General features: G+C 59.7%; 16 protein-coding genes. 5 read left to right on the top strand and 11 right to left on the bottom strand.

Annotation, left to right across the window (positions count from 1 at the left end; genetic code table 11):
• Positions 1-2865, bottom strand: coding sequence for an excinuclease ABC subunit UvrA (gene uvrA / locus IU397_RS19010; RefSeq protein WP_204416819.1), 2865 nt, complete (start codon positions 2863-2865; stop codon positions 1-3).
• A 182-nt stretch (positions 2866-3047) separates the two neighbouring features.
• Between uvrA and IU397_RS19005 the strand changes: the two genes are divergently transcribed.
• Positions 3048-4700, top strand: a complete 1653-nt coding sequence (locus IU397_RS19005) for a VWA domain-containing protein (protein ID WP_204416817.1) — start codon at positions 3048-3050, stop codon at positions 4698-4700.
• Between the two features lie 12 nt (positions 4701-4712).
• Here the strand turns inward: IU397_RS19005 and pgi are convergent, their stop codons facing one another.
• From pgi to IU397_RS18985, 4 genes are all read right to left on the bottom strand, one after another.
• Positions 4713-6320: a glucose-6-phosphate isomerase gene (pgi, locus tag IU397_RS19000; RefSeq protein WP_204416815.1), complete on the bottom strand. Its 1608-nt coding sequence runs from the start codon at positions 6318-6320 to the stop codon at positions 4713-4715.
• A 3-nt stretch (positions 6321-6323) separates the two neighbouring features.
• Positions 6324-6995, bottom strand: coding sequence for a 6-phosphogluconolactonase (gene pgl, locus IU397_RS18995; protein WP_204416813.1), 672 nt, complete (start codon positions 6993-6995; stop codon positions 6324-6326).
• The gene (gene zwf / locus IU397_RS18990) at positions 6992-8446 is read right to left on the bottom strand and encodes a glucose-6-phosphate dehydrogenase (RefSeq protein ID WP_204416811.1); all 1455 of its coding nucleotides are present in this window, start codon (positions 8444-8446) and stop codon (positions 6992-6994) included. The genes pgl and zwf overlap by 4 nt, the downstream gene beginning before the upstream one ends.
• Before the next feature lie 175 nt (positions 8447-8621).
• Positions 8622-9497: an NAD(P)-dependent oxidoreductase gene (locus IU397_RS18985; RefSeq protein ID WP_204416810.1), complete on the bottom strand. Its 876-nt coding sequence runs from the start codon at positions 9495-9497 to the stop codon at positions 8622-8624.
• Positions 9498-9582: 85 nt separating this feature from the next.
• On the opposite strand from IU397_RS18985, the gene IU397_RS18980 reads away from it, so the two are divergent.
• The gene (locus IU397_RS18980; RefSeq protein WP_204416807.1) at positions 9583-12045 is read left to right on the top strand and encodes a penicillin acylase family protein; all 2463 of its coding nucleotides are present in this window, start codon (positions 9583-9585) and stop codon (positions 12043-12045) included.
• 24 nt (positions 12046-12069) lie between these two features.
• Positions 12070-13113: a succinylglutamate desuccinylase/aspartoacylase family protein gene (locus IU397_RS18975; protein ID WP_204416805.1), complete on the top strand. Its 1044-nt coding sequence runs from the start codon at positions 12070-12072 to the stop codon at positions 13111-13113.
• Between the two features lie 79 nt (positions 13114-13192).
• On the opposite strand, the gene IU397_RS18970 is transcribed toward IU397_RS18975, so the two are convergent.
• The 6 genes from IU397_RS18970 to IU397_RS18945 form a co-directional block, all read right to left on the bottom strand.
• Positions 13193-14245 (bottom strand): ABC transporter ATP-binding protein, encoded by a 1053-nt coding sequence (locus IU397_RS18970; RefSeq protein WP_204416803.1) that lies wholly within the window; start codon positions 14243-14245, stop codon positions 13193-13195.
• A 17-nt stretch (positions 14246-14262) separates the two neighbouring features.
• Entirely contained in the window at positions 14263-15531 is a 1269-nt protein-coding gene (locus tag IU397_RS18965; RefSeq protein WP_204416801.1) for a trehalase family glycosidase, read from the bottom strand.
• A gap of 3 nt (positions 15532-15534) precedes the next feature.
• Entirely contained in the window at positions 15535-16764 is a 1230-nt protein-coding gene (locus IU397_RS18960) for a carbohydrate ABC transporter permease (RefSeq protein ID WP_204416799.1), read from the bottom strand.
• Entirely contained in the window at positions 16764-17996 is a 1233-nt protein-coding gene (locus tag IU397_RS18955) for a carbohydrate ABC transporter permease (RefSeq protein ID WP_204416797.1), read from the bottom strand. Before IU397_RS18955 ends, IU397_RS18960 begins: the two co-directional genes overlap by 1 nt.
• 95 nt (positions 17997-18091) lie before the next feature.
• On the bottom strand, positions 18092-19438 hold the full coding sequence (locus IU397_RS18950; RefSeq protein WP_239479922.1) for an ABC transporter substrate-binding protein: 1347 nt from the start codon (positions 19436-19438) through the stop codon (positions 18092-18094).
• Between the two features lie 28 nt (positions 19439-19466).
• Complete coding sequence (locus tag IU397_RS18945; RefSeq protein ID WP_204416793.1) at positions 19467-20501, bottom strand: LacI family DNA-binding transcriptional regulator; 1035 nt, start codon at positions 20499-20501, stop codon at positions 19467-19469.
• Between the two features lie 94 nt (positions 20502-20595).
• On the opposite strand from IU397_RS18945, the gene IU397_RS18940 reads away from it, so the two are divergent.
• Positions 20596-21282 carry a D-lyxose/D-mannose family sugar isomerase gene (locus IU397_RS18940; protein WP_204416791.1) on the top strand — a complete coding sequence of 229 codons (687 nt, stop codon included), beginning with the start codon at positions 20596-20598 and terminating at the stop codon, positions 21280-21282.
• Positions 21283-21361: 79 nt separating this feature from the next.
• Positions 21362-22864 (top strand): class I adenylate-forming enzyme family protein, encoded by a 1503-nt coding sequence (locus IU397_RS18935; RefSeq protein ID WP_204416789.1) that lies wholly within the window; start codon positions 21362-21364, stop codon positions 22862-22864.
• Positions 22865-22871 lie beyond the last annotated feature (7 nt).

Raw genomic sequence — 22871 nt, 5'->3', positions numbered from 1 at the left:
CTATTCCGCGGCGACTTTTCTGGGCTGCAACATCGGTTTCAGGTAATGCCCGGTATGAGATTCAGCGACCTCGGACACCTTCTCCGGCGTTCCGGTCGCCACGACCGTGCCGCCGCCATCTCCACCTTCAGGGCCAATGTCTATGATCCAGTCAGCTGTCTTCACTACATCCAGATTATGTTCGATCACCACAACGGTGTTGCCACCATCGACGAGCTCATGCAGAACCTCCAACAGTTTCCGCACATCTTCGAAATGCAGACCCGTTGTCGGTTCATCCAGGATGTAAAGCGTCCGCCCAGTGGACCGCTTGGCCAGCTCCTTTGACAATTTCACCCGCTGCGCCTCGCCACCAGACAGGGTCGTCGCCTGCTGGCCTACCTTGATATAGCCAAGGCCCACCCGCATCAGCGCATCCATCTTCTCCCGGATGCTGGGCACGGCCTTGAAGAACTCCTGCGCATCCTCAACGGTCATATCAAGAACATCTGCTATGCTTTTGCCTTTGAACAAAACTTCCAGCGTTTCGCGATTATACCGTGCCCCATGGCAGGTCTCGCAGGTCACGTAAACATCAGGCAGAAAGTGCATCTCGATCTTGATGACACCGTCACCCTGGCACGCCTCACACCGACCACCCTTCACGTTGAAACTAAACCGCCCGGGCTTGTAGCCACGCGCCTTGGCCTCGGGCAGGCCGGCGAACCAATCCCGGATCGGCGTGAATGCCCCGGTATATGTCGCCGGGTTCGAGCGTGGCGTGCGCCCGATGGGCCGTTGGTCGATATCGATCACCTTGTCCAGATGCTCCAGCCCCCGGATCGTCTCGCACGGGGCCGGGGTTTGACGCGCGCCGTTCAGTTGCATCGAGGCCGTTTTGAACAATGTCTCAATCGTCAGGGTGGATTTGCCGCCACCCGATACGCCCGTCACGCACACGAATTTCCCCAATGGGAAATCGACAGTGATGTCTTGAAGGTTGTTTCCGCTGGCTTTCTTGACCGTGACCTTCTTTTTGTTCCCTTTCCGGCGAGTGGCAGGCACCGCAATCTCACGCCGCCCCGCCAGATAGTCACCGGTCACAGAATCCGGGTTTGCCATGATCTGATCGGGCGTGCCGTGCGCCACAACTTGCCCACCATGGACACCCGCACCGGGGCCAATGTCGAATACGTAATCGGCCTCCCGCACGGCCTCTTCATCATGTTCTACCACGATCACGGTATTGCCCTGGTCGCGCAGGTTCTTCAGCGTCGTCAGCAGCCGATCATTGTCGCGCTGGTGCAGCCCGATTGAGGGTTCATCCAACACATACAGCACCCCGGTCAGGCCCGATCCGATCTGGCTGGCCAGGCGGATCCGCTGGCTCTCGCCCCCAGACAATGTCCCGGCATTGCGGCTAAGCGTCAGATATTCCAGGCCGACATTGTTCAGAAATCCCAGTCGCTCGCGGATCTCTTTCAGGATCGCGCGGGCAATCTCGTTCTTCTGGGCGCTCAAGGCTCCGGGCACTTTCTCGCACCACTCAAATGCCTCGCGGATCGACATTTGCACGACCTCACCGACATGAAGACCGGCGATCTTGACGGCCAAGGCTTCGGGTCGCAGGCGATACCCGCCGCAGGTCCCACAAGAGCGATTGTTCTGGTACCGCTCAAACTCTTCGCGGATCCAGTTGCTGTCTGTCTCGCGATAGCGGCGCTCCATATTCGGGATCACGCCTTCAAATGGGCGGCTCACCTGATAGACACGTCCGCCCTCGTCATAGCGGAACGAAATCTCTTCCTCGCCCGACCCGTATAGAAACACCTGCTTGACATGGGGCGGTACGTCTTTCCACCGGTCATTTTTGTCAAACTGGTAATGTTTGGCAATGGCTTCAATGGTTTGCAGGAAATAGGGGCTCTTGCCCTTTCGCCAGGGCGCCAGCGCACCATCGCTGATCTTCAGCGTGGCGTCAGGCACAACAAGCCGTTCGTCAAAGAACAACTCGACCCCTAGGCCATCACAATCCGGGCAGGCCCCGAACGGCGCGTTGAACGAAAACAGACGCGGCTCAATCTCCGGGATCGTGAACCCGCTGACGGGACAGGCGAATTTTTCTGAAAACGTGGTACGTTCCGGTTCGGCACCGTCCTCACTGGTTGCATTCTCGAAAATTGCGATGCCATCGGCCAGATCCAAGGCGGTGCGCAAACTGTCGGCCAGTCGCGTCTCGATCCCCTCCTTGACCACGATCCGGTCAACCACAACGTCGATATCGTGTCGGAACTTCTTGTCCAGTGTTGGCGGATTGTCCAGATCGTGGAAATCGCCATCCACCTTGACGCGCTGGAACCCCTGCTTGCGCAACTCCAAAAACTCTTTGCGGTATTCGCCCTTGCGGTCCCGCACGATGGGCGCCAGCAAATAGGCACGCGTCCCTTCGGCCATTGCCATAACGCGGTCAACCATGTCCTGAACCTGCTGCGCCTCGATCGGCTGGCCGGTGGCGGGCGAATAGGGCGTGCCGACACGCGCAAACAAAAGGCGCATGTAGTCGTAGATCTCGGTCACGGTCCCGACGGTCGAGCGTGGGTTCTTCGATGTCGTCTTTTGTTCAATCGAAATGGCGGGGCTGAGGCCCGTAATGTGATCCACATCCGGTTTTTCCATCATATCGAGAAACTGCCGCGCATAAGCGCTGAGCGATTCAACATACCTCCGCTGCCCTTCGGCATAGACCGTGTCAAACGCCAGCGACGACTTGCCAGAGCCGGAAAGCCCCGTAATCACAACCAGTTCGTCGCGGGGGATATCAACATCGACGCCTTTGAGATTGTGCTCGCGTGCGCCGCGGACCTCGATAAACTTTTGTTCGGCCATACCACCCTCGCATTTTTATGATCCTAAAGTAGGGGAGCGGCGGTGAGTCTCCAATCAGAAAATGAGAACAAAAGGTAAACTTACGATCCGATGCTGACACTTCCTGCACTGTGACGCAGATCTGGTCAAATCGCCGGGCGTATGCGCCAATGCAAAGATTGAAGCAATATGAGTTCATGATGATGCATAAAACTTTATTGGCGTTGGGCATTTGCCTGCTCCCCCTCTCCACCATGGCGCAAGAGCGGCCCCAAACGATTTTGGTCCTGGATGGTTCAGGCTCCATGTGGGGTCAGATCGACGGCGCGGCCAAGATCACTATTGCGCAAGAGGTGATCGGTAGCCTGCTCGCCGATCTGCCTGCGGATCAGGACATTGGCCTGACGGTCTATGGCCACCGGGTCAAAGGGGATTGTGAAGATATCCAGACCCTGGTTTTGCCTGGCGGTGACACCCGTGCCGCGATTTCAGCGGCGGTCAATGGCATTCAGCCCAAAGGCAAGACACCGTTGTCAGCGGCGGTGATCCAGGCCGCCGAGGCCTTGCGATTTATAGAGGAGAAAGCCACGGTCATCCTGGTCTCTGACGGGCGTGAGACATGCGAGATGGATCCCTGCGCCGTCGGGCGACAGCTGGAGCAATCGGGCGTTGATTTCACCGCCCATGTCATCGGTTTTGATGTCACCGACCCAGCCGATCAGGCCGAACTGCAATGCCTGGCGGATGAAACCGGGGGTACGTTCCGAACCGCTGCCAATGCCAGCGAACTGGCCGAGGCGATGTTTGTCATCGTCGAACCGGAGCCGGACCCCATCCCGGTGGAGGTGACATTCCGCGCCACCAATGGCCCGGACGGAGAGACGATCACCGATGACCTCATCTGGACCGTGCGAAACAGCGATCAACCTGTTGTGACGAATAGATCCGCGGCCTCATTCGGGATCAGCATGACCAGTGGCAGTTTCATGGCCGAAGTCTTACGCCCTCAGGATGAGGCTACCGCAGAGGGCGCCTTTACCGTTGGTGATCAAGCGATGGAGGTGGTCATATCGCTACCTGACCTGTTGGCTCAAGCCACCCTTGACGCGCCCGACGAAGCGCCAGCCGGATCCACACTCTTGGTCAGCTGGACCGGACCAGATGAGGGGCAAGACAACATTCAGGTCGGTCAACCCGGCAACGGCGCATACAGCTATTACGCTTACGTGGACAGTGGGAACCCGGTTGAGATTATTCTTCCCGCGGTGCCAGGCATCTATGAACTGCGTTACAAACATCGCGACAGCACCGTCATTGCCACCCGCCCGATTACGGTCACGCCGTCTGACCTGTCCCTGGAGTTCCCGGCTCAGGTTCCCGCCGGTGGCAGTTTTGACGTGACGTGGACGGGCCCGGATCAAAATGGTGACAACATCCAGATCGGGCCGGTCGGCGAAAACGGGTACAGCTACTACGCCTACACCAAGGGACAAAACCCGCTAAGCCTCATTGCACCGGCGCAACCCGGCCCGTACGAGGTGCGATACAAGTTCCGCGACCGCGAGGTGATCCTGATCCAACCCATTGAGGTGACCGCAACCCCCCTCGCATTGGACTTTCCCCGACAGGTCAAGGCTGGAGAGAACTTTGAGGTGACATGGACCGGACCAGATCAAAACGGCGACAACATCCAGATCGGCCCTGTGGGCGAAAGCAGCTACACCAATTACGCCTATACCAAACGGGGTAATCCGGTGACGCTTAAGGCGCCAGATCAGGCAGGATCGTTTGAGGTGCGCTATAAGTTTCGGGATAAGGAAATCGTGTTGGCGCACCCCATAACCGTCACCGATTGACACAAGACCGCGTTAACGCACCCCGTGGCGGTGGACGTAATTCACCAACACGCCGGTCGAGGTATCCTGGCTTGGCGCGTCTTTGCTCCCGTCGACAATTGGGCCAAGGGCTGTCGCCAGTTCTTTGCCCAATTCGACGCCCCATTGATCAAAACTGTTGATGCCCAACAACACGCCTTCGACAAAAACGCGATGCTCGTAAAGCGCGATGATCTGGCCCAGCACATCGGGCGTCAGCTTTGGGTAAATCAGGGTGGTTGACGGGCGATTGCCTGGGAACACGCGGTGGCTGGCCTGTCGCGCCTCATCGTCTTCAGCCACGCCCTTGCCGCGCACCAGATCCAGCGCTTCTTTACGGGAGCGCCCTTTCATCAATGCTTCGGACTGTGCAAGACAATTGGCGATCAGCAGATTATGCTGATGGGCCAGATCGGGATCATGGCCCCGGGCCGCGACCATGAATTCACAGGGCACAACAGCCTTGCCCTGGTGGATCAACTGATAAAATGCGTGTTGGCCATTAGTGCCCGGCTCACCCCAAACAATCGGACCTGCGGCACAACCCAACGGGCTTCCATCCATCACAACTGATTTGCCATTACTCTCCATCTCCAACTGTTGAAGATAGGCAGGCAATCGTGACAGGCGTTGGTCATAGGGCAGCACGGCACGGGTCGGGTAACCGCAAATCTGGTGATGCCAGATGCCGACCAGGGCGAGCAGGACGGGCATGCTGTCGCGCGCATCGGCTGCACGAAAATGGTTGTCCATGGATTGTGCGCCGCGCAGAAACGCGTGGAACGCCTCGCGACCAATCGCGATCATGAGGGATAACCCAATCGGCCCCCAAAGCGAATACCGCCCGCCCACCCAATCCTCGAATCCGAAAACCCGCTCGGGCGGAATGCCGAAATCCGCCGTCTTTTCTGCCGCCGAGGACAGCGCCACGAACTGTGCTGACGGCTCGTTCACCGCCTCCCCAACCCATGCGCGGGCGGTCGCGGCATTTGTCATTGTCTCAATCGTGGTGAACGTCTTTGACGCCACGATGACCAGCGTCGTCGTCGGATCCAGCCCGCGCAGCGTGTCACAGATATGGGCCGGATCGACGTTTGATACAAAATGACAGCGCGGCCCATCATGGTACGGGGACAGGGCCAGGGTAGCCATGGCAGGCCCCAGATCAGAGCCACCAATGCCGATATTGACCACATCCGTGATCTGCCCGCCGGCCCCTTTGAAACTGCCATCCCGAACGCTCTCGGCAAAATCGCCCATCCGTGCGAGGGTCTCACGCACATTCGGCATCACATCCTCACCGTCCACATGCACCGGACCGCCATCCAGGTTACGCAGTGCGGTATGGAGAACGGCGCGCCCCTCGGTCTCGTTTATGGGGTCACCTCGGAACATGCGGGCGCGTTTTTCTGTCAGCTTGTATTGTTCCACCAGTTGAAACAGCAGCCACAAACCTTCCGTATCCAGATTCGTCTTCGAGAAATCGAAAAGGAGGTCGCCAAACGTCACCGAAAACCGCTCGGGCCGCTTGGACACATCAAACAGCCCGGCCATGGATCGACCGCGGACGCTTTTGTAATGTTCCCTAATCTGATCCCACATTCGCTATTCCGCCCAATGAACTGTTGCCGTGTCCAATACTGTACGCACCGGAGCCTGCACCACCGGGGCATGACGACCAGCCTCCAGGGCGTCACGCTTTTCCCGCCCCGTGATCACCACATGCGTGGAAAGCGCGCCTTTCAGCACCGGCGCTGTCAGGGTCAAACGCGGCTCACCGGCAGCGTCGGCTCGCAAGGCCATGACGGGAGGCGCATCGGAGGAGAGCGCCTTTTCCAAAAGATCGGCGCCGGGAAAAAGCGATGCGGTATGCAGATCTGCCCCCATGCCCAACAACAGGACCGAGATCGGCAAAAGCGGGTCAATCCGTGCCTTGAGCATGGGAAGCGCGGTCTCAGGTTGGTCAGACCCGTCGTAGAATGGCAGAAAATCCGCCCCCACCGCCTTATCCACCAACAGCCGTTCCCGCACCAGCCGCGCATTTGATCGGGCATGGTCCTGTGGCACCCAGCGTTCATCATTCAGAAAGACAGAGATCCGCGACCATTGCAGATCAACACCGCTCAGCGTGTCAAAGACCGGACCGGGGGTCGTTCCACCCGGAACGCTGAAACTCGCACGATCATGGGTCAGCAGGCAAGATTTCAACTCACCGGCCAGCGTATCGGCCAGATCGATCATCATCATGTCGCGGTCAGCGTATTCGATCAGTTTCATCCGCGGATCTCCCGCCAGCGGCGATTATCGCGATGAAGCAGCATCAGCGCATCTTCCGGACCATTTGATCCGGCATCATAGGTCTTGGGCACATCTCCCCGCGTCTCCCAACCGGCAATGATCGGATCGGTCCAGGCCCAGGCGGCCTCGACCTCATCGCCGCGCATAAATAGGGTTTGATTGCCCCGGATGACATCCATGATCAGCCGCTCATAGGCATCCGGCACATCCTCCCCATCCGGGCCCAAAGCCTCGGCAAAACTCATGTCCAAGGGCACATCCACCAGGCGCATCCCACCGGGGCCCGGTTCCTTGATAGTCACAAACATCTCGATCCCCTCATTCGGCTGCAGACGGATCGACAGGATATTACGATGCGCGCTCGATGCTTCGCCAAAGATCGAATGGGGCGTCGGTTTGAAGATCACCGCAATCTCGGACGTGCGCGCCCGCAACTTCTTGCCGGTGCGCAAATAGAACGGCACCCCCGCCCACCGCCAATTGGCGATATGGGTTTTCAGCGCGATGAAACTCTCGGTCCGGGATCGTGGGTTTTCGGCATCATCACGGTAGCTCGGCTCCGTCCCGCTGACATCATATTGCCCTCGGACCAGATGATGCGGCTCAACCGGCGTCAAGGCGCGGATCACCTTCAGCTTCTCGTCACGCACCGCATCGGGATCAAACCGGGACGGTGGCTCCATCGCGATCAGGCACAAAAGCTGCATCAGATGGTTCTGAACCATATCCCGCATGGCGCCAGATCGATCATAGTAGGCGCCCCGGCCACCGACACCCACGGTTTCCGCAACAGTGATCTGGATATGATCCACATATTGCCCATTCCAGAGCGGTTCGAACAAGACGTTGCCAAACCGGACCGCCATCAGATTTTGAACGGTTTCTTTTCCCAGATAATGGTCGATCCGGTAGATCTGGGTTTCGTCAAAATGGGCGGCCAGGCTGTCATTCAAGGCCCGCGCACTCTCCAGATCGTGACCAAACGGTTTTTCGACGACGATCCGCGCATCCGGCCCCGCCATATCGAATTTATGAAGCCGCTCGGCCAAGGTGCCAAACAGGCTGGGCGCGACGGAAAAGTAAAAGGCATGGACCATACCGGACCGCATCTTGGCTTTCAGGTCGGACCAGCCGCCATCCCCCTTGGCATCGATCTGGACATAACCCAAACGTTCCAGGAAACTGTCGAGTGTTTTTGCGTCGATGGCGTCCTTGGGGATAAAGGTCTGGATCGCATCGCGCACCATCTGCCGATATCCGCTATCATCAATCTCCCCGCGGGCCGCACCAATGATCCGCGCCGTGTCAGGCATCTGCCCCGCGGCCATGCGGCGATACAGGCCCGGCAGAATTTTGCGACGGGCCAGATCGCCTGTTCCCCCAAAGATCACAAGATCAAATGGGTCCACCGGAATAACACGCGACACCATCAAAATACCCCCTTGCAATCCGACTGTTAGCGATAACGCGCCAACGCCACGTTCGATAGCGGTCAGCCCCCACCCTGTCCAGTATCGCTGCACCAATTCCCACATCACCGGGCCTAACCCCGCCTGATGACGGAACGATTAAGCGCTAAAGCGCCGGGCGCACCATCAGGTGTCCTTAACCATCCAGGGCGCGCAAGCGTTTCACCAGCGATGATGTATCCCACCGCCCGCCGCCCAGTTTTTGCACATCTTTATAAAACTGATCGACCAGCGCCGTGACGGGCAGGCTGGCGCCATTCTCATCAGCCGTCGACAGGCAGATGCCCAGATCCTTGCGCATCCAGTCCACGGCAAAACCGTGATCAAAGTGATCATCAAGCATGGTCTCGTACCGGTTTTGCATCTGCCAACTGCCCGCAGCCCCCCCCGCGATCACCTCGACCACGGCCTTGCCATCCAGCCCGGCCTTTTCGGCGAAATGCAACCCTTCACTCAGCCCCTGGACCAGTCCTGCGATGCAGATTTGATTGACCATCTTTGTCAATTGCCCCGACCCGCTTGCACCCAGGCGTTTGCAGGTCCGTGCATAGGCATCCATGATGGGCTTCGCGCGATCATAAGCCCCTTGATCGGCCCCGCACATGACCGACAAAACACCGTTTTCGGCTCCGGCCTGACCGCCGGAAACCGGGGCATCCACAAAACTGATCTGGTGACTGTCTGCCGCTGAATACATCTCTCGGGTGACGGCTGCGGAAACGGTCGTATGGTCGACAAATACCGAACCCGGAGCCATCCCAGCAAATGCGCCAGTCTCACCGATGCAGACAGAGCGCAGGTCATCATCATTGCCGACGCAAGCCATGACAAAGTCACAGCCTTTGGCGGCTTCAGCCGGGGTGCGGCCTGACGCGCCGCCGTTGTCATTCACCCATTTCTGTGCCTTGGCAGCCGTCCGGTTGTATACAGTCACAGTGTGGCCCGCCTTGGCCAGGTGCCCAGCCATCGGATACCCCATTACACCAAGCCCCAAAAATGCAACTGTCGCCATAATGCCCACTCCCCGGTGTGTTCCTTGAATTTCAGCTCAAAGCTAACTAACCGATAGGTTCGAGGCGTCAACAGACAGGACGATCATGGCCCTTATCTTCCGTTGGCTCATGCGGCTGTTCATGGTGATGGCCGTTTTCGTCGGTCTGGCGGTTGTGTTCGTCTACTATCTCGCCTCCCGCTCATTGCCGGACTATGACGCGACCTACGAATTGTCCGCGTTGACCAGCCCGGTCGAGATTGTGCGCGACAACGCGAATGTTCCGCACATCTTTGCAGAGGCAGACAGCGATGTGTTCTTTGGTCTCGGCTTCGCCCATGCGCAGGATCGGCTGTGGCAGATGACCTTGCTGCGCCGCACAGCTCAGGGTCGTCTGTCAGAACTTTTCGGGCAGCGCACGGTCCGTACCGATGAACTGATGCGCCGGTTCGGCCTTTACCGTGCCGCCGAACGCTCTGTCGGCGCCCAGGACGCCGAAACGATGGTGGCGTTGAACGCTTATGCGGCGGGGGTAAACGCCTGGATCGAGACGGTGAATACCCAAGCCCTGGGCCGCGGTGCGCCTGAATTTTTCATGTTCTCACGCCAGATTGCACCATGGCGCCCCGCCGATAGCATCGCCGTCACCAAACTGATGGCATTCCAGCTCTCCGGCCATCTGCAAAACGAGGTGTTGCGCGCCCAGGTCTCCCTCGCCTTGCCGCCTGAGCGGGTTCAGGATCTGATGCCAGATGCGCCCGGCACCGGGGTCGTGGACCTGCCCGACTACACCGATCTCTTCCCCAGGGGGCATCAGGTGACCATGGCGGCGATACCGCCGGATCAGAACTGGCTGTCCCCGTTTCAGACACGGGAACTGGCGGGGGCGTCCAATGCCTGGGCTGCTGCACCAAAACGGTCGGCGGCGGGCGGCACCCTTCTGGCCAATGACCCGCATCTGGGCTTTTCCGCACCATCCATCTGGTATCTGGCGCGGATGGAATTGTCAGAGGGTGGCGTGATCGGCGCAACGATCCCGGGCATGCCCGCCATCCTAGCCGGGCGCTCCGATGCACTGGGTTGGGCCATCACCTCATCCTACCTGGACGATCAAGATATCTTCATGGAGGAATTGAACCCCGCCAACCGACAGGAATATCGCACACCATCCGGTTGGGCGCCATTCAAGACCGAACGCACAATCATCCGCGTCAAGGATGCAGCGCCCGTCACCATCACCCTGCGCAACACTGAAAACGGCCCGGTCCTGCCCGGCACGCATTTTGAGTTGGCATCCGTCACCCCGCCCGGCCATGTCGCGGCAATCGGATGGACTGCACTGGACCCTGCCGATACCTCCATCAAGGCCGGGTTGGACCTGATGCGCGCCAAAAGCGTGACCGAGGCTGCGGATGCGATGGAACCTTATGTCGCGCCCTCGCAGAACCTGACCCTGATCGATGCCGAACGCATCGCGATGCAGGTGATCGGCGCGGTCCCTGCCCGCGCGGCCGGAAATGTCCAGAAGGGCCGGTTGCCCGCCTTGGGCTGGCAGGCGCAAAACCGATGGGACGGGCGGCTGGCCTTTGATCGCAATCCCCGCTTTTTGGATCCCGAGGGCGGGTTGCTGGGCAACACCAACAACAAGACGGTCAACCGACCCTTCCCCGATCACCTGAGCTACCACTGGGGCGACACGCAGCGGATCGAGCGGTGGCGAAAGTTGATGCAGGATCGGGAGGTGCATACCCGCGAAAGCTTCATTGATGCCCAGCTTGACACGGTCTCCACCACGGCGCGGGGGCTCCTGCCGTTGATGGCCCGCGACCTGTGGTATACCGGAGAGGCCGCACAACCCGGCACGCCCGAAGCCCAGCGCAATCGCGCCCTGGATCTGCTGGCGAACTGGAACGGGGAGATGAATGAGCACCTGCCGGAGCCCCTGATCTATGCGGCCTGGTTGCGCCAACTCCATGACAAACTGATCCGCGACGATCTGGGACCCTTTGCCGATCATTTCACCCATGCCGACCCGATCTTTATCGAACGGGTGTTCCGTGACATCGACGGGGCGGGCGTCTGGTGCGATATCCGCCAATCGACCATCACGGAAAGCTGCGTCGATATCAGCCGCATCGCGCTGGACGAGGCGCTGCTTTGGATCGGACAGACCTATGGCACCGCACTGGAATCGCTCCGCTGGGGCGATGCCCATGCCGCAGAGCATAACCACCCTGTTCTGGGCGAAACGCCCATCCTGAAATGGCTGGTCAATATTCGACAATCCACATCAGGCGGTGATCATACGCTAATGCGCGGCAAAACCAGTGGGGAGATGCCGGACCCGTTCACCAATGTACACGGCGCCGGTTACCGCGGGGTCTATGATTTCGCAGATCCGGACAGCTCGCTCTTTGTCACGGCAACCGGGCAATCCGGGCATCCGCTCAGCCGTCACTATGACGACCTTGGCGTGCTGTGGCGGCGCGGCGAATATATCCGTATGAGCCTTGATCCCGACCTTGCCCGCGCCGCCGCCGTCGGTATCACCCGTTTGTCCCCCCGCTGACCGTGTAACCTGGGCTAGAGGAACATGGCAAAACGCAACAGCCTCACCATCGGCGACCGGACCGTGGCCCCCGGTCGTCGCGAAACGGTCAACCTGCCGGTCAGTGTCTTGTCGGATCACACCCCGGTTACCCTCTCCCTTCAGGCCATCCATGGTCGCACGGACGGGCCGACCGTTTTTGTCAGCGCGGGGGTACACGGCGATGAAGTGATCGGGGTCGAGATTGTGCGCCGCCTGCTACGCGCGCCCAACCTGAAATCCCTTCGCGGCACTTTGCTGGTTGTGCCTATTGTGAACACGTTCGGCTTTTTGAACCACTCCCGCTACCTGCCGGACCGGCGCGATCTGAACCGGTCCTTTCCGGGCAGCGCCTCTGGTTCGCTCGCGGCGCGGCTGGCGCATCTGTTCCTGCATGATGTCGTGGCGCGTTGTGATCTGGGGATCGATCTGCATTCTGCCGCCGTTCACCGCACCAACCTTCCGCAAATCCGCGTCTCGCCCAAGAATGCCCAGACGATGAAGCTGGCACGCGATTTCGGGGCGCCGGTCATCATGCGATCTGCTGTACGCGACGGATCGTTGCGGGGTGAGGCCAAGAAGCTGGGCATTGATGTTCTGCTTTATGAAGCGGGCGAAGGTTTGCGGTTTGATGAGCTTGCAGTGCGTGCCGGTGTCGCGGGTATCCTGCGGGTCCTGCGCAGCATGGAGATGTTACCGGCCAAAGGCATTGCCAAACCCACGGCAACGCCGGTTCTGTCCACTTCCAGCAGTTGGGTCCGCGCGCCCGTTGGCGGGCTGCTGCGGATGTTCAAGGCCGAAGGTGAGGTGGTCTCAAAGGGCGATCTGTTGGCTGCCGTATCTGATCCCTTCGGGCAGACAGATGCCGAGATTGCAGCACCCGGCGATGGGATCGTCGTGGGGCGCGCCGTGATGCCCGTGGTCAATGAAGGCGACGCAGTACTTCACCTGGCCGCCGTCCAGTCCAATGCCGTGGCGCAGGAAAGCATCGAGGATCTAACCGCCCAGTTAGAAGGTGATCCGATGTTTGATGAGGACGAAATTATCTGACTTGGCTTGGGGCGCTGCCGATGCATCTATAGATTTTGTGCCTCCGGCGGGGATATTTTCGGACACATGATGGGAGAGGTCAGAGGACCGTGCCGTCGGGGTCGAAGAAATGCAGGCGGTTCTGGTCGAAATGGAGCCCCACGGTTTGCCCCTCGATCTCGTCCGATGCACCGGAGGCGCGAACGGTGAGCAGGCCCAGTGAGCCGCAATTGATATAGTGGAAGTAATCAGCGCCCAGATATTCGCTGACCTCCACAATGCCGGCGCAGTGGCCCTGCCCCTTTGCGACGATCGAGATATGTTCGGGCCGGACACCCAGTTGGACAGCTGTCTGGCGCGCGGGGTGGCCCAGGGGACCGGTGCCGTGATCCTGCAGAACAAATGTATCGCCCGAAGTGCTGCACGGCACGACATTCATTTTGGGGCTGCCAATGAACTGGGCCACGAACAGGTTATCGGGGCTTTCATATAATTGGCGCGGGGTGCCGACCTGCATGATCTCACCGTCTTTCAGGACAACGATCCGGTCTGCCAGGGTCATCGCCTCGACCTGGTCATGGGTGACATAGATCATAGTGGTTTCCAGGGTCTTGTGGAGGCGTGCGATCTCGAACCGCATATCGACGCGCAAGGCGGCGTCAAGATTTGACAGTGGCTCGTCAAACAGAAAACCCTTTGGCTTACGCACGATGGCGCGCCCGATGGCAACGCGCTGGCGCTGACCGCCCGACAACTCCTTGGGGCGGCGGTCGAGATAGTCTTCCAGCTTCAGGACGCGGGCCGCATCCCTCACTTTCTCGGTGATTTCGGCCTTCGAACGACCCGCCGTTTTCAAGGCAAAACCCATATTCTCGCCCACCGACAGATGCGGATAGAGCGCGTAGGATTGAAAGACCATCGACAATTCCCGTTCGGAGGGGACCTTGTCGGTCACATCATTGCTGTCGAGTAGGATCTGGCCACGACTGGTTTCTTCTAGCCCCGCGATCATCCGCAGCAATGTAGATTTTCCACATCCCGACGGGCCGACGAAAATGATCAACTCGCCATCGCGGATCCCAAGGTTGATCCCCTTGATGACCTGCACATCACCGAACCATTTCTCAACATCCACAAGCTGGATCGCACCCATCGGATCAGTCCTTCCTGTCAGGCAACGCGGGTCAGCCACGAGGGGGAGAGCCAGGCCAGCCACATCGCGGCAGTCCATGAAAAATCCGAGCCCACGCAGCCCGCACCCGTGACCGGGTTGAAGCATTCCCAAAAGCCCGACGCCTCGATCAGGCGGGTCAGATCGGACTGCATGCGATCGGCCAATTGCGCCTCGCCCTGTTCACGCAAGCCCATGGCGATCATGAAATTCATCTGCGGCCAAATCGGCCCGCACCAATAACGTTGCGGCTCAAAATCCTGCGCATCCGGGTCCCAACTCGGCAACATATATTGCACACGCTCCCCGATGCGGCGGATATTTTGCAGCGTGCGGGCGCGCTGTTCAGGCGCGCCGACGCCGGCATAGAAACACAGCGCGCTGGCATTCGTGAACCCGTCCGAGAAACGGCCGGAGTGGAGATCCCGCGCGGCGTAACCTCCCAATTGGTCATTCCACAGCCTATCGCTGGCTGCCTCGCCCTTGGCAATCCAGCCTTGGATCTTGTTTCGTACCGTTTGGTCGCGGCCCAACCGTTCCGCCAGGGTGAACAGATCCCGGTCGGCACGCAGGAGCACGAAATTGATATTCGGATCGGCCATGAGGAACGGCCCCTCGGTTGTCAGTCGCGCCTGATCCCAACCCACCTGCTGACCCGCCTGGATGATCGTCAGGTAGCGGTCGTACTGGGCCTGGCTCGGGCGGAAGCTGGCATCGACATGCTTGTTGTCCATCCGCTCGTATGGGGCCAGATCAGGCGCAACCTCCATCGCATCCAATCCGATGTTCCAGTCGGGGCAATTGTCGCGCCCGGTCTCCCACGGATGAACTGTGGCGATCACACCATCAAAGGTGCGCGCGGTGTGGTACCAGTTGTGCCAGGCCAGCAGTTTGTCAAAGATGTTGTCGAGGCGGTCTGCGTCATCCTCGCCCGCCAATAGCCGCACCGCGGTGCTCAGGACCGGCGGCTGCGACACTCCGGTTGAGGGGATGGGCCCAAGATTTGCCCCCCACCGCCGGGGTCCGGGGAAATAGTCGGGATCGTCGCGACGAAAGAGGATGCTGGGCACCATTCCGTCGGGCCACTGACCCTCTAGCACGGTGGTGACTTCTGCCCAGGCGCGCGGGCGGTCGAAGGCCGCAAAACCCAAGGCGACAAAAGCCGAGTCCCAATTCCATTGATAGGGATAAAGACCCCGCGTCGGGATGGTGAAGCCACCGCGGTCATTGCCCCGCAGAATGGCGATGGCCTGGTCATCAAGGGTCATCGCTTAACCTTTCACACTGCCAGCGGTCAGACCTGTCACGAGGAACCGTTCAAACCACAGGAACAAGACGAGGACGGGGATGGTGGCGATGACGGCACCCGCCATCAGATGTTGGCGCGGCACCTCTGCCGTATTCAGATCGGCAATACCGCGCGACAGGGTGTAAAGCTGCACATTGTCGAGGAACATGAACGCGAAAAGGAACTCATTCCACGCGATCATGAACACATAAAGCGCAACCGAAGCGAGCGCGGGCAGGGCCAGCGGCAGCGTCACCTTGCGGATGACGCCGATCCGGGTGAGACCGTCCATCAGGCCCGCATCTTCCAGCTCTGCCGGGATGCCTCGGAAATACCCTTGCAGCATGTAAAGCGCCACGGGGATCGTCGTCGCCGGATAGACCAGCATCAGGCCCCAAAGCGTGTTGCGCATACCAAGCTGAGAGAAGATCGCATAAAGCGGGATCACCAGCACGATCATCGGCACCATGTAGATCAGCAGGATCGAGCGGGACAGGAACGCTTGGCCCGGGAATTTCAACCGCGCCACGACATAGGCGCCGGGCACCGCAAAGAACAGGGTGATGGCGACAGTCGCGACCGATACCATGGCCGAATTCAACAGGAATGTGCCAAAATTGTATTGGCCAAAGAGCTCGATATAGCTGCGGAACAGGGCTGCCGCCCCTTGAGACAGATCAAGGGAGAAATCGAGCGGGTCTGACAGCAAAAGTTGCTGATTTTTCAGACTCATCATCACCATGACAAAGAATGGCAGCGCCACCGCGATGGTGAAGAAAACCAACCCGAACCCCTTGAAAAACCGCAAGATCACGACCTCGACATTGTAGCGGCTTTCATGCCCCGGCCCCAGATCCAGCGCGGTCAGATGAAGCGTCTGCACCAGCACAAAGGCCAGCAGCACGATGAAGACGACCTGGCCCAAAATTGCGCGACCCAGGCCGGTGCCCAAGGGTTGCAGCCCCGTCAATAACAACAATCCCGCGATGAAGACCCCGCCTGCCATAGCCAGCATCCTGCGATCCCGCCCCGCAGGCCGTTGAAAGACCAGGACACCCGCTGCCGCTGTACCAGCCACCATGCCCTGCCAAAGCTGCGGCTGGAACTCTACCCCCGTGACCAGCAGCGCCAACAGCGTGATCAGCAGAGTGTAGATGGCACCCCAGATCGCTCCGGCGATCAGGCAGAGGATGAAGATATTTCCGATGCGCATCAGCCGTCATCCTTTGGTGAGAACCGGAAAAAGATCACCGCAAAGACCAACAGCACCGCAAAAACCACCACCGCGACCGCAGCCCCTGCCCCCAGGTTCGACACGGCAAAGGCCTGTTCATAGACATTGACGGTCAGGGTGCGGGTGCCCGCCGCGCCACCCGTCAGCAAAAAGATGTCGTCGAACTTGTTGAAGGTCCAGATGAAGCGCAGCAGGAACAGAACCATCATGATGCCAATCAGTTGCGGCAATGAAATGTACCAGAACTGTTGCAGGGGCGTGGCGCCATCGATCTCTGCCGCCTCGTAGATATCTTTCGACATCGACTGCATCCGGGCGAGGATGAACAGGAAGGCCAGCGGGAAATAGCGCCAGATCTCGAACAAGATCACCCAGGTGAGCGCTACCGGGAATTCAAAGCTGAAGCCCAGGACCTGGACGGTGGTAGAGCGTTGGCCCAGGAAATTGATCGGGCCATCGATGACACCCAATTGCTGCAATAATGCGTTCAATGTGCCTCCCGGCCCGGCATCCAGCAGCAGAACCCAGGCGAACGCCACGGCGATGACAGGTGCCACGTAAGGCGACAGAAACAGCCCGCGCAGAACGGTGCGGCCGCGAAACGCCATGTTCATCAGTTGCGCCGCGAAAAGGCCCATGACCAGCGCACCCACGGTCCCGAACACCGTGTAGTAGATCGAGACACGCAGCACTGGCCAGAAATCGTTCGATGCAAAGAGTTGCCGGAAGTTATCGAGCGTGAATTGCCAGCTGGTCAGGATATTTTCGGGGTCAAAGGTCAGGACAGGATCCGTGTCTTTGACATTGATGGGCGCGTCGATGAATGCCTGTTCGGCGGCCACTGTGACCAGCAAATCCTCCCGTTGACCCGCCTCAAAATTGCCCAAGGCACAGGTGATTTGCGTAGCCTGCAACGTGCATCGCTCATCCACCGTCAGGATCGTCAGACCGGCGGGCACCGTATCGACCAACGTGATGTCGGTGATGGCACTGCGACGAGAGCTGTTGCGCGCCCGGTAGCGGATCGTGCCTTCATCGCCCGCGGCCTCCAGCTTGTCCATCAAGCGCTCATTGACAAGGATGGAGGGCGTGCGCAGGTCGCCCAACTGCACCGGTTTGACACTGATCCAGAAGTTGGCGAGCAGCGGGAACAACACCACCGACAGAACGATCAGAAAGGTCGGCAACAGCAACAGATAGGCGAACCGCATCTCACGCCTGGCCAACGGGCCAAGGCCCTTGGGCGGTGTGGGTGCGGCCTTTGGTGGGGCGGCAGCGGGCTTGATACTGCCGCCCGTCTGGTCGGTCAGAGGCCCAGGGCCTTATGCTCGGCCACGATCTTGTCCGCGGCCTCCTGCACGCCCAGCTCTCCATCTGTCATCTCGCGGATCACACGGGACATGACGCGCGCATTGACCAGTTTGGAAGCGGTCGCCAACTGGCCCGAGGCCGCCCCCCAACGGTCACCCACGGCCAGGCCGGCCACGATGTCGTCGATCACCTGTTTGGGATAGATGTCGCCAAGCGGCGCTTTGCGGTCGACGCCCACCTCCAAGGTGGCCCACATCTCTTCGTAGGAGGTGTCGCCCTCTTCTGCGCCGCGCCGCACCGGGAACTTGCCTTCGGGCGCCTGGCTCAGCCAATCGCCGTAACCTTCAGAGACCACGAATTCCACAAATTCCTGGGCGACAGCGGTGTTGGCATCCGCCGTGATGCCAAGATAGCGGACGTCAGCCCAAGCCGCACCATCGGCATTGCCGGGCCCTTTCAGGACGGTGACAAAGCCGGTCGCTTCGGCCAGTTCCTTGGTCGTAGGATCGTCGGAGATGGTGACCGGCGCGCTGTCGCGCAGCCCGCCCAACTCATCCAGGATCGAGGGCGACCAAATCACCATGGCGGCCTTGCCGTCCAGGTACAGCTCCCGCGATTGCGACCAGTAAAGATCCCCCTGGGGCGAGGCATCAACCAGCTTTTTATAAAGTTCCAGCAATTCGACCAGTTGGGTCGTATCCTCGTTCACCGCACCATCGTCGGTGATCGGCGAATAACCGGTGGCAAGCGACAGATGCTCGATCAACTGCATCATATAGCCTTCGTCGATCTTGGTAGCGGCGACAAAGCCATAGATCTCGGGCGGGTTATGCAACGCGTCGATGGCGGCGGTGATCGCCCCATAGGAATCCGGCGGGGCAAGACCCTTTTCCTCAAACAGATCCGCGCGGTAGACGACCATCTGGGTCCAGCCATCGCTGGGGACCGACACGATCTCTCCATCCGACATGGCCATCTCGACAGGGCCGGAGGCGAAGGAACCGACGCCGAGGTTTTCAACCACTTCGGTTGCAGCTGCCGTATCCAGCAGCCCGGCTTCGGCATAGGGCAGCAAGTGCTGGACAGTGTGGTTCAGCACATCGGGCAGGTCGCCGGCGGCAAAGGCAGCAGTGGCACGGGTCTGAATGTCGGCTTCCTCAATGGGGATCAGCTCAACAGTATGGCCCGATTTGGCCTCAAAATCCGCGACCATCTTTTCCTGCACAGCCATGCGCTCGGGCTGGATCTCCATGGTCCAAAACCGAATCGTATCGGCCTTGGCCACCGATACCAGCGCCGTCGACAGTAGCAGCCCGGCAGCAACATCCCTAAAGTGTTTCATTGTCATCCTCCCATTTCGGTTTCGTCTGTTATGTTGTTTGCTCAAAAGCACCGTCTGTCTTGCGACGCAGCAGATGCGCCTTTTGCAGATCCTGATAGTCCCGTGGGTCGCCCCCATCGATGATGGCCAACAAGATATCTCCCAAGCGCCGCCCGGCATGGACCTGCGGTTGCGCCATTGTGGTCAGCGGTGGGTTGGCGTGTTGACCAACCTTAAGCCCGTCATAGCCAATGACCGAAATATCACGCCCCGGTGTCAACCCCCGCGCCCGGATCGCCGCAAGCGCGCCCAGCGCGACCATATCAGAGATACAGACAATGGCCGAGGGCGGCTGATCCAGATCCAGCAGAACGTTGGTCGCCAATTCGCCGCCATCATCGCTGAACTCGGTAATCTGGACAAATTCCGGCACAGCACGCAGCCCGTTTTGCTCAAGCGCGGCGCGGTAGCCATTCAGACGGTCCTGGGCGAACTGGTATTGAAGCGGCGCACCAACAAACGCGATGCGCCCATGCCCCAGCGTCACAAGATGATCGACGGCCGTATGAAACGCATCCGCACCGTCGACATCATACCAGGCGTAATCGCGGCAATCGGCGGTCCGACCATGCACCACGAAAGGGCATTTCAGTGATCGCATCAATCGGATCCGGGGGTCATTCTTGGCGGGGCGAGAGATCACCAACCCACCCACGCGCCCCGACCGCACAAGCCGGTCCAGGTGGTTCAGCTCATCCTTGGCTGAATCCGCATGGGCCACCAGCAGATCCCAACCACGCTTAGCCACAGCCTCCCCCAGACCTTTCAGAAGTTGACCCACGAAGGGTTGCGAGATCGAGCTGCTATATTGCGGCATGACATAGGCCACGGCTTCAGCCACACCGGTCGATAGGCGCCGCGCGGCATGGTTCGGGCGATATCCCAATTCATCGGCGGCACGCAAAACACGCAGGCGCGTGGCCTCGCTGATATCCGAATAGCCGTTCAAGGCACGGCTGACCGTCCCCACCGTCACGTTCAGATGGGCGGCCAGCGTTTTCAGACCTACAGTCTGCTTGACCATTGATTCCTCCCGCTGGATCAACCTATATCCGAAACCGATTTCGCTCGTCAAAATCAATCCCGTTTGGCGGCATAGATGAAAGAAGGAAGATCCGATGCTCCGGTCACAGATCAATGCCGAAATTCTGCGTGGGATCGAGTTTATCTCGGGTTTTGGCTTTGTATTGCCACCCTTCGCCCATTGGTCGCCCGACAAGATGCAGGCACAGCGCGCCGGTATTCAAGGGATCATCGATGGCGGTTTGGGGTGGGATATCACCGATTACGGCGAAAGCGATTTCGCCAGGTTGGGGTTGTTCCTGTTCACCGTTCGCAATGGCCGCCTGTCTGAACTGCAGGCCGGACGCGGGTTTTGCTATGCCGAAAAGATCATGATCTCGCGCCAGGACCAGATCTCTCCGATGCACCGCCATATCCTCAAGACCGAGGATATCATCAATCGGGGTGGCGCACGGTTGGCGATCGAGATGTTCGCCTCCGATCCTGACGGCCAGATCGATGCACAGGCACCCGTCACCGTTGCAACCGATGGCATCTTGCGCACGCTCAAGGCCGGGGACATTCTGCTGCTGGAACCGGGGGAGAGCGTCACGCTGGAGCCCGGCAACTGGCACGCCTTTTGGGGCGATGGCGGCGATGTATTGATTGGTGAGGTCTCTTCCGTCAACGACGATCACACCGACAATGTCTTTCGCGATCCCATCGGACGCTTTCCAGAGATTAAGGAGGACTGCGACCCGGTGCATCTGCTCGTCGGAGACTATGCCAAACTGACGGCGTAATTTCGCTATGCGAAACATCATTCCGTAAATTGACGCCCCTCACCTTCTCTCTTATCGTCAGGGTCAGGGAGGAGAGGCTATGGATCGCATCCATCAGCTGATCGAGGATAAACCGGATGCCGATCTGGCCATTCTCGATTTCGACGAGACGCAGATCACCTATGGCGAGTTGCGCCACCATTCGGCTGACCTTGCGGATCTGCTCGCGGCGCATGGCGTCCGGTCCGGGGATCGTTTGGTTCTGGTTGCCGAGAATTGTGCGCTCTACGGCGCCGCGATCTTTGCCGCCAGTCAGTTGAATGCGTGGATCACTCTGGTCAATGCCCGGCAATCAGCGACCGAACTCGACGCGGTGCTGGCCCATTCCGGGGCCCGCTGCGCGATCTTTACCACCGTCGTCTCTGCCGCCGCCCTGGACCATGCCGATCGGATGGGCGCCGTTTCACTGGGTACGATCGGTCGCCATCCGGTCCGCGTCAGCCCGGTGCGCAATGTGCAGGTGGAACCCGTCAAACCGAATGCCAGCCAGGTCGCCGCGCTGCTTTACACCACCGGCACCACCAGCGCACCCAAAGGTGTGATGTTGACCCATGACAACCTGATCTTCAACGCCCAGGGCAGCCAGTCGATCAGCAAGCAGCAACCGGGCGATCAGGTATTGGCCGTGCTGCCGGGCACCCATGTCTATGGTTTCGCGTCGCTCTTTCTGCCGACGATGCGGGGCGGTGCTTCGGTCCGGTTCGTGCCCCGCTTTGATCCGGTGCAAACGATTCACCACCTGCGCCACGGCATCACACACTATCCCGCTGTGCCGCAGATGTTGGCCGCCATTATCGCGCATCTTCACGCAGTCGGCGAAAGCCCCGATTGCCCGCGCCTGCGCCTTTTGGCCACCGGCGGCGCGCCCTTGGATCCCAACCTGAAAACCCGCGTGCAAGACATGTTCGGCCTGCCGCTGAACAACGGCTATGGCCTGACGGAAACCGCGCCCACCGTCTCGGTCACCCGCTCTGCAAGCCCGCGCGGCGATTGCGCCGTGGGTGACCCCCTGTCCGATGTCGACGTTCGGGTAGACCAGCCAAACGCCGAAGGGATCGGCGAATTGCAGGTTCGCGGCCGCAACATCATGGCAGGCTATTACCGCGACCCGGCCAGAACCGCCGAGGTGATGACCGATGATGACTATTTCCGCACTGGCGATCTGGCCCGCATCGGCCCGGACGGCGCGCTGCATATCGTCGGGCGGCTGAAAGAACTGATCATCCGCTCCGGCTTCAACATCTACCCGCCCGAGATTGAAGCCATGCTGACCCGCCATAATGACGTCTACCAGGCCGCTGTCATCGGGCGTCACGTGCCCGGCAATGAGGAGGTCCTGGCCTTCGTCATCACCAACGGCAACGTCACCGAGGCGACCATATGCGCATGGCTCAAGGAACAGCTTGCAGCCTACAAGATCCCGCAGCACATTCTGATCGTCGATGCCTATCCGGTGGCCGCGACGGGCAAGATACTCAAACACAAACTGGTCGCGCATTTTGCCGATTTGTTGGCCGAACGGGATGCGATGGCCAGCGCCTGAAGGGGGA

The sequence above is a fragment of the Actibacterium sp. 188UL27-1 genome (genome assembly GCF_016901225.1).
In the GTDB taxonomy this organism is placed as follows: Bacteria; Pseudomonadota; Alphaproteobacteria; order Rhodobacterales; family Rhodobacteraceae; genus 188UL27-1.
The sequence above is the reverse complement of the archived record's forward strand: the minus strand, read 5'-3'. Positions and strand labels throughout refer to the sequence as shown.

Bases quoted from the DNA above. Each gene is read 5' to 3' on its own strand.
- uvrA (WP_204416819.1), bottom strand. From the start codon at position 2,865: ATGGCCGAACAAAAGTTTATCGAGGTCCGCGGCGCACGCGAGCACAAT.
- IU397_RS19005 (WP_204416817.1), top strand. From the start codon at position 3,048: ATGCATAAAACTTTATTGGCGTTGGGCATTTGCCTGCTCCCCCTCTCC.
- pgi (WP_204416815.1), bottom strand. From the start codon at position 6,320: ATGTGGGATCAGATTAGGGAACATTACAAAAGCGTCCGCGGTCGATCC.
- pgl (WP_204416813.1), bottom strand. From the start codon at position 6,995: ATGAAACTGATCGAATACGCTGACCGCGACATGATGATGATCGATCTG.
- zwf (WP_204416811.1), bottom strand. From the start codon at position 8,446: ATGGTGTCGCGTGTTATTCCGGTGGACCCATTTGATCTTGTGATCTTT.
- IU397_RS18985 (WP_204416810.1), bottom strand. From the start codon at position 9,497: ATGGCGACAGTTGCATTTTTGGGGCTTGGTGTAATGGGGTATCCGATG.
- IU397_RS18980 (WP_204416807.1), top strand. From the start codon at position 9,583: ATGGCCCTTATCTTCCGTTGGCTCATGCGGCTGTTCATGGTGATGGCC.
- IU397_RS18975 (WP_204416805.1), top strand. From the start codon at position 12,070: ATGGCAAAACGCAACAGCCTCACCATCGGCGACCGGACCGTGGCCCCC.
- IU397_RS18970 (WP_204416803.1), bottom strand. From the start codon at position 14,245: ATGGGTGCGATCCAGCTTGTGGATGTTGAGAAATGGTTCGGTGATGTG.
- IU397_RS18965 (WP_204416801.1), bottom strand. From the start codon at position 15,531: ATGACCCTTGATGACCAGGCCATCGCCATTCTGCGGGGCAATGACCGC.
- IU397_RS18960 (WP_204416799.1), bottom strand. From the start codon at position 16,764: ATGCGCATCGGAAATATCTTCATCCTCTGCCTGATCGCCGGAGCGATC.
- IU397_RS18955 (WP_204416797.1), bottom strand. From the start codon at position 17,996: ATGCGGTTCGCCTATCTGTTGCTGTTGCCGACCTTTCTGATCGTTCTG.
- IU397_RS18950 (WP_239479922.1), bottom strand. From the start codon at position 19,438: ATGAAACACTTTAGGGATGTTGCTGCCGGGCTGCTACTGTCGACGGCG.
- IU397_RS18945 (WP_204416793.1), bottom strand. From the start codon at position 20,501: ATGGTCAAGCAGACTGTAGGTCTGAAAACGCTGGCCGCCCATCTGAAC.
- IU397_RS18940 (WP_204416791.1), top strand. From the start codon at position 20,596: ATGCTCCGGTCACAGATCAATGCCGAAATTCTGCGTGGGATCGAGTTT.
- IU397_RS18935 (WP_204416789.1), top strand. From the start codon at position 21,362: ATGGATCGCATCCATCAGCTGATCGAGGATAAACCGGATGCCGATCTG.